The organism is Mesorhizobium sp. M0052 (assembly GCF_040323255.1).
Classification (GTDB): Bacteria; Pseudomonadota; Alphaproteobacteria; order Rhizobiales; family Rhizobiaceae; genus Mesorhizobium.
In genome coordinates this window covers 19,765-27,419 of record NZ_JAMYUS010000039.1, presented here as the reverse complement: position 1 = coordinate 27,419, position 7,655 = coordinate 19,765, and the positions used below count along the sequence as shown (strand labels likewise).

Here is a 7,655-nt window from a genome sequence, read left to right as displayed (position 1 = left end):
GGTATTGCCCTCCCGAGGCAAGCGTCACCGTCGAAGCCGTGACGTTCAGCTTGCTTGTGATGCCAACGACGCGGCCTTGCGCATCCCGTTGGTAGCTGACGAGCAGCCCGGAGGGATAGGTGATCTGGGTCAGGTTCTTATCCAAGTCGTAGCCATAACCGGTGGTATACTGCACCGAGGAGATTGTCCGATTTTCGCTGACCAGATTGCCATAAGCGTCATAGGTGAAGCTGGCTGACCCGGCGGCGTCGGTCAGCGAGGTCAGCCGGCCCGCGCCGTAATTGCCGCCAGCAGTGGCGTCGTAAGTGTAGCTGACATTGAGCGCTGTAGCAGGAGAGGTCCGGGTCTTGATCCGGTTCAGCGCATCGTAGGTGTAGTTCACCGTGATCCTGCGGGCGTCCTTTCGCGACAGGATGTTGCCGGCCAAATCGTAGGTGTAGATGGTGGTGCCGCTGTCGGGACTGACCACCTGCGTCACAAAACCGAACCCGTTGACGGTATAGGTCGTCGGGTGCAGCCTGGGGTCGGTGATCGAAGTGACGTTGTTCTGTCCGTCATAGCCGATCTGCGTCACCGCGTTCAGCGCGTCAGTGACCTGTTTAACCCGGTTGAGGCCATCGAACGCGTTCTGCGTAGCGGCATTGCGGGGATCGGTAATCCTGGTCCGGTTGGAATTGCCGTCGTACTGGTAGGCGGTCGTCTGGTTAGCGGCCCCGATGCTGGTCAGCAGACGACCCAGCGAGTCGAAGGTCGCGCTGTTGGTCATCAGTACCTGCGACGAGCCGTTGACCACCTGTGTCTGCAGGTGGTTGGCCAAGGCGTCGAGCGTGAAGACCATCTGGTTGCTAGCCTGGTCGGTCATCGAGGTCAGCTGATGGGCCGCATTGTAGCCGTAGGTCAAAGTTACGCCCGCCGGTGTGGTCAGCGACGTCAGAAGGCCATTGACGTCATAGGTGAACGTGGTTGTCGCCGGTGTCGGGCCCTGCACTATGGCGGTCAGGAGCCTGCCCAACGGATCGTAGGTCAGGTTGGTGATGACGTTGTTCGGGTCCTTAGTCGACGTCGGCAGGCCCATGGAGTTGGTGGAGAGGATCGTCGTCACCTGGCTGAGAGCGTTGGTGACGGTAGCCAGATTGCCGGCAGTATCGTAGGTGTAGCTGGTCGTCTGGGTCAGATCCGTGCGCGGACCCGTCACGCTTTGCAGCAGACCCGCGGTCGTCCAGGTGTAGGTCCAGGTGCGGGATGGCGGGCTGTGGGCAATGGTGGTGTCCGTCTCTTTGCGCTGCGTCAGCCGGCCCGCGGCATCGTAGGTCAGATCGACCGTCAGGTTGGGCGCAACAATCTGAGTGGGCAGCTTGAAGGTGGTCGACCAAGTTGTAGTTACCGACCGCGCCAGTCCACCGGTGCCCGCATCCTCCACGCGGTTTGTTTCGTTGCCGGCACTGTCGTTGGTGAAGTTGTAAATCTTGCCATTGAAGTCGACCCGTTGCGACAGGAAGCCGTTCAAGTCGTAGGTCTGGGTCAGGGTCGCGGCCGGCACGGTGGCGCTTGCCTGGCGGGCGACGCTGGAGAGCTCGAACACCGTCGGGATAGGGATGAAGACGAAGGCGGGCCGGACCATGGTGTAGACACTCACCTGGCCGAGCGCATTGGTTACCGTGCGTTTGTCGTTGACGTCGTCGTAGACGATGCTGGTGTAGTCAGCGCCGCCAGCGCGCTGGGCGGTCAGGGCACGGCCGCGGGCGTCATAGGTGGTCGATTCGATCACCGCGCCGTTGGTGTCCTTCACCGCAGTCAGCAGCGGCGTCGACGTCGTGCCGCGGTCGTATTCGTAAGTCGTGGAATCGATCAACGTGTTGTCGGCCTTGCGCCGCGTGACCTGGGTCAGCAGCTCCGTGCCCGGGACCGATACGCCCCCAACTGACTGTTGCTGAAAGGTGTACTGCAGCTTAGTGCCGTCTGGCAGAACCACCTGCGTCACGACGTTGCCCGTCCAGGTGAAGGTCACCGAACGGCCCAGACTGTCGGTCAAGCCGGTCAGGTGGTTGCCGCCGTCGTAGGTGTAGTTCCGGATGTAGCCGCCCTTCCAGGTCGTCTGCGTCACAATATAGGCGCCGTTCACAAGCGCCAGAGTATCGGTCCGGTCGTTCTCGTCCGTGTACTTGTAGGTCCCCAGGGTTTCTTCAACGATTTTATCGCGCGCATCGGGCGTGCTGTAGTGATATAGCTCGTTGTTGTTGTTATACTGACCTTCGATGGTGAGCGCCTTCCAGACGCCTAATGCATTCGGATCGTATTGATACATCGTATTCATGAAGCGGGTCCGAGCCCCATCCTCACGGCGGATGATCATGTTGTAGTGAGGGTAGACTATCTCGACATGCCGCCCCAGGATGTCCATCTGCCACACACCGCCCATGCCATCGTTGGAGCCAGAAGGAGGCATCATCATGCTGCGGTAGTAACGCTTGACCTCAATTGGATAGGCCCCGCCGCTGGTGTAGTCGGTGACCATCTCCACCTTGGCGCCAGACGAGAGGGAGACCGGGTCGCCCACCGTAGGGCAGGATCCCGGCGTGCCAAGACTACCCCCGCACAGCGGCTCTGCCGTTTTGGGGTAGTCGGATGGGACGCAGGCCCCCTGGGCCCCCTTGTCAGTTCCGTCGCACCCCAGCAGGACGACGATCGTCGGAGTGCCGTTAGCGCCAGCACTCATCTTGCATCCCATGGCCGAGTGTATGGTGCCATCGCTCGGGTCGGTACTGTCGGGCCATGCCGTCACCGCGATGAGGCCATAGACCTGAAAGCCGAAGTTGGGCACGTAACTGTTTTGAACCGATGAGCAGGCCTCGCCTGGGGTTGGATAGAGGACCGGATGGTTGTAATCGTTGCTACCCGGGACGATACCGCCCCAGCCACTGGCCATGCTAGCGCTCGAGGTGGCCAGAACAGTCAGCGCGCAGATAAGACCAATGGCCCAGTTGCTGAATCTGATCGAAATCAAACTCAATGCTGCATGCATGGTTGCCCCCTGTATAAATCCAAGAAATTGCCCAGATCGGATAGGGGCAATCGCGCCAATTCGATAGCTGTCGACTACTGTTGAGTCGGGGAAGGTTGTATCGGAGTCTCCGGAAGGCCCCGCGCTGCAGTACTGGAAGCCGCCGAGGCATTGTTCGGTCCCGCCGACTTAGGCATCGGCTTTTCGCTGCCGGTTGCTTTGTTTGGCAGCGGCAATATCGCAACGTTGGATTGCTGCCCGGCGGGCGTCGTCGCTGGCTTGGGGTCGGTTACCTTGGGCAACGTCGTCGGCAACGACTCAGCATATGCAGCCGAGAGCACAAGCGAAGCCAACCCGATACTGAGAGAAATCCGACGCAATATCTTCATCGCGATCCTAATATCCCTGTATGCTTCAGTGAAGTCTACTTCATTTCCAATACATGCAAGATCCGTTGTAGAAAACGGAAGCGATCAACCGTAATCTCAATAGGAAATACTTATATACCCCATTATCAACGATCCCGTTTAACGGAGTTCGCAACAGGTGATTCGTATTATGGCTAAGCGTATACAAATTGAGGTTAGCAGGTATCTTCTCTGCGGGCAACTAGAACAAAGTTCAGCATTACCTAATATATATAACTAGGTATATCCAACTAACCACATTACTTGGTCTGCTCCATTCTGGTTAACAATGTCTGAGTATTCCGCTCGATCGAGCGACAGAATCTAGCTAGCCCGGCGCACTGCACGGCTACATCCGCATCAAAAGACCGCCGTCGACGGCGAGCTCGATGCCGGTGATGTAGCTTGCCGCATCGGAAAGCAGGAAGAGCGCGGCATTGGCCATGTCCTGCGGCGTGCCGATGCGGCCGAGCGGCGCATAATTGGCAACGGCAGCGCGTTTCTCCTCGGTATCCCATCGCGCCTGCAGCGGCGTCAACGCCATGCCCGGGCAGATCGAATTGGAGCGGATGCCATCGCCCGCCAACTGCATGGCGAGCGACTTCGACAGCGCACAGACGCCGGCCTTCGATGCCTGGTAGGCATCCTGCGGGGTCGGATCGCCGCGATACCACTGGATGGTGGAGAAGTGCACCATGGCGCCGCCGCGTCCGCCGGCCCGCATATGGGGAACCACCGCCCGCGCGGTGTGGACGAAGGATTTCAGATTGATGTTGAAGACCTGGTCCCAGACATCAAGGTCCATCTCGAGGGCCGACTTGTCGCGGCCGAACCAGAGCACGCCTGCGACATTGGCGAGATAATCGATGCCGCCGCGCTTGCGGCCCGCGGCATTGATGGTCTGCTCGACAAAGGCGGCGTCGGTGAGGTCGCCCTGGGCAAAGGTGAGCCGGTCGTCATAGGCGGCAAGCGACGCCGGACGCGGCTTGACGTCGATGGCGGTGACCGAGGCGCCGGCCTCGAGCAGCGCCAGCGAGATCGCCTCGCCCATGCCGCCACCGGCGCCGGTGACGACCGCGTGCCTGCCGATGAAATCATAAGCGATCATCCGAACCCCCTCATTTGTTTTTACAACATCAGTTTCGCTGATTTGTTGGCTCAAGCGAATTCGTCTGACTTTTCAAACGCCGGCTCCTACATAGCAGCGCGAGATGGGAATGTGACATGTCGGCAGAGACCTTAAGCGAAAATTCCGTGGCCAGCGACTTCTGGGACGGCGTGCGGCTGTCGATGCCGGTGGTTGTCGCTGCGGCGCCATTTGGGCTGCTGTTCGGCGCCATCGCCGTCGACAACGGCTTTTCCGTTCTCGAAGCTTTCTTGATGAGCGCGCTGATCTTCGGCGGCGCCAGCCAGATGGTCGGCATCGAACTGTTCGGCCAGCATGTCGCGCCATGGCTGGTCGTGCTGTCGATCTTCGCGGTGAATTTCCGTCACGTGCTTTACTCCGCCACCATCGGCCGGCGAATCGCGCACTGGCCGGTTATCAGCCAAGCACTGGGCTATTTCGTGCTCACCGATCCGCAGTTCGCGGTGGCCGAGCGCAGGGCCGAAGCCGGCGAGACCGTCGGCTTTGCCTGGTACATGGGCCTTGGCCTGCCGGTCTATGTGTTCTGGGGGATTGAAAGCGCGCTGGGTGCGGTGTTCGGCAAGCTGATCCCCGACACGCATGCCCTGGGCATCGATTTCCTGCTGCCGATCTATTTCCTCGGGCTGGTCATGGGCTTTCGCAAGCGGCCGCTGTGGCTGCCGGTGGTGATCGCCAGCGCCGCGGCGTCGATCATTGCCTACAAAACTGTGGGCTCGCCCTGGCACGTCTCCATCGGCGCCGTTGCCGGCGTGCTTCTGGCCGTCATCCTGCCGCCGCACCATAGCGGTGTGGAGGCAAAACGATGAGCGCGACCTTGTGGATCATCATTGCCGGCGCGATCGCCACCTATCTCACCCGCGTCGGCGGCCATCTGGTGATCTCGCGCTTCGACCACATCCATCCACGCGTCGAGGCTGGCTTGAACGCCGTGCCGGCGGCGGTGTTGACGACGCTGGTGGCGCCCGCCGCACTCAGCGCCGGACCGGCGGAATGGGCGGCCCTGGTCGTCGCCGCTGTGGTCTCGCTACGTGGCGGCCTGATGGCGATGTTTCTGGCAGGGGCGGTGGTGCTGATCCTAGCGCGGCAGTTTGTGGCATAGGGCGCCTGCCGGCAGAACAGTTTCGAACTGTCGGCGCCGCCCCTCATTGCCCTGCCGGGCGTTCGTCACTCGAAAAGCCAAGCAATTGGCTTTTCGTCCGCTTCGCGGACCGCTCCTCACCTCCCCGTATAGTGACGGGGAGAAAGAAGCTCATTTCAAATCTTGGCGTCGTGCGGTAGCGGCGCTGTTGCCTTCTCCAGCCAGGCCAGCGTCTCGCCGTCGAGCATCGGGCCGATCTCGGCCAGCACCCCGGCATGGTAAGTATCCAGCCAGTGCAACTCCTCGCGCGTCAGCAGGTCGGTGCGGATCAGCCTGACATCGATCGGCGCCAGTGTCAGCGTCTCGAAACCGTGCATGGCAATGTCGCCGCCTTCGACCTGTTCGGCAGGCGTAACCAGGATCAGGTTCTCGATGCGGATGCCGTAGGAGCCTTCCTTGTAATAGCCGGGCTCGTTGGACAGCATCATGCCGGCCAGCAGCTTTTCGGTGCCGGTGCGGGCGATGCGCTGCGGCCCTTCGTGCACCGCCAGATAGGAGCCGACGCCATGGCCGGTGCCGTGGGCAAAGTCGCAGCCATGCTTCCACAGCGCCATGCGCGCCACTGCGTCGATTTCCGAGCCGCGCGTGCCGGCGGGAAAGCGCAGCGTGGAAATGCCGATCATGCCTTTCAGCACCAGTGTGAAGCGCTCGCGCATCTCCTCGGTCGGCTGGCCGATCGGCACGGTGCGGGTGATGTCGGTGGTGCCGTCCTGATACTGGGCGCCGGAATCGAGCAGGAACAGCTCGCCCTTTGCCAGCTTGCGATTGGTGGCGCGCGACACACGGTAGTGCATGATGGCGCCGTTCGGCCCGGCGCCGGAAATGGTGTCGAAGGAGACATCGCGCAGCGGCATCTGCGTTTCCTCGCCGGTCTGCCGGCGCGTTTCCTCCAACTTGGTGACAACGGTTATTTCGTCGAGCGTGCCCGGCTTCTGCCGTTCCAGCCAGCACAGCAGTTTCGCCACCGCCGCCCCGTCTCGGCGGTGCGCGGCGCGGCTGCCGGCGATTTCCGCTGGGTTTTTGGTGGCGCGCGGAATGCGGGCGGGATCGGCCGCTGAAACAAATGCGCCGCCATTGTCCTCGACCAGCATTCTCAGCTTTTCCGCCGCCAGCACCGGATCGAGCGCGATCTTGGCGCCGCCATTGGCAAGGGCTGCGACCGCCGCTTCGAACTCGCCGGGTTCGTGCAAATCAGCAAGCTGGGTGAGATAGGCGGCGACCGTGCGCGAAAACTTGCGCTGGTCCATGAACAGCTGGTGCTTGCCGTCGGCGGCAAGGATCGCGAAGCCGAGCGCCAGCGGCGTGTGCGGCACGTCGCCGCCACGGATGTTGAAGGCCCAGGCGATCGAGGAGGGGTCGGTGAGCACGGCGTGCGACGCGCCCTCCTTGCCGATTACCGCCGCCAGCCGCGCCAGCTTGTCCTTGGCGAGTTCCCCGGCAAAGCCGATCGGGTGGATTTCGACCGGCGCCACGGGCCGTGCCGGCTGATCCTTCCAGATGATGTCGATCGGGTTCCTGTCGAGCGGCACCAGCGTCGCGCCGGATTGCTCGGCCGAGGTTTTCAGCGCCTTGACCTCAGCGATCGTGTGCAGCCAGGGGTCGAAGCCAAGCCTGGCGCGCTTGCCGAGATTGTCCTTGATCCAGGAGGCCGGCGGGTTGTCGACGAGACTCTCGATTGCAAAAATGTCGAGATCGACTTCGTGGCGCACTTGCAAGGTATAGCGGCCATCGACGAACATGAAGGCGCGGTCACGCTGCACAAGTGCTACGCCGGCCGAGCCGCTGAAGCCGGTCAACCATTTCAGCCGCGCCGAGCGATCGGCGACATATTCGCCCTGGTGCTCGTCGGCGCGCGGCACCAGGAAACCGTCGAGGCCATTATCCGCCAGCCATCGCCGCAGCAACGTCACGCGCGGCTTGCCGACGCTGGGGTCGCCTGCGGAATCGAAGGTCTGGAACATG

General features: G+C 61.8%; 5 protein-coding genes. 2 read left to right on the top strand and 3 right to left on the bottom strand.

The genetic code is table 11. The features are described from left to right. Both NKJ77_RS31190 and NKJ77_RS31185 read right to left on the bottom strand, forming a co-directional pair. Nucleotides 1-3,022 (bottom strand): DUF6531 domain-containing protein (locus NKJ77_RS31190; protein WP_352498925.1); only part of this gene is annotated, 3,022 nt, incomplete at its 3' end. Between the two features lie 735 nt (nt 3,023-3,757). Continuing rightward, nucleotides 3,758-4,516 carry an SDR family NAD(P)-dependent oxidoreductase gene (locus tag NKJ77_RS31185; protein ID WP_352536284.1) on the bottom strand — a complete coding sequence of 253 codons (759 nt, stop codon included), beginning with the start codon at nt 4,514-4,516 and terminating at the stop codon, nt 3,758-3,760. Between the two features lie 116 nt (nt 4,517-4,632). On the opposite strand from NKJ77_RS31185, the gene NKJ77_RS31180 reads away from it, so the two are divergent. Together NKJ77_RS31180 and NKJ77_RS31175 are read left to right on the top strand one after the other, a co-directional pair. Then, nucleotides 4,633-5,361: an AzlC family ABC transporter permease gene (locus NKJ77_RS31180; RefSeq protein WP_023832874.1), complete on the top strand. Its 729-nt coding sequence runs from the start codon at nt 4,633-4,635 to the stop codon at nt 5,359-5,361. Beyond that, nucleotides 5,358-5,654 (top strand): AzlD family protein, encoded by a 297-nt coding sequence (locus tag NKJ77_RS31175; RefSeq protein ID WP_023690882.1) that lies wholly within the window; start codon nt 5,358-5,360, stop codon nt 5,652-5,654. The genes NKJ77_RS31180 and NKJ77_RS31175 overlap by 4 nt, the downstream gene beginning before the upstream one ends. A 155-nt stretch (nt 5,655-5,809) precedes the next feature. Here NKJ77_RS31175 and NKJ77_RS31170 read toward each other — a convergent pair whose 3' ends face one another. Beyond that, entirely contained in the window at nt 5,810-7,654 is a 1,845-nt protein-coding gene (locus tag NKJ77_RS31170) for an aminopeptidase P family protein (RefSeq protein WP_023832875.1), read from the bottom strand. Between the last annotated feature and the right edge of the window lies 1 nt (nt 7,655).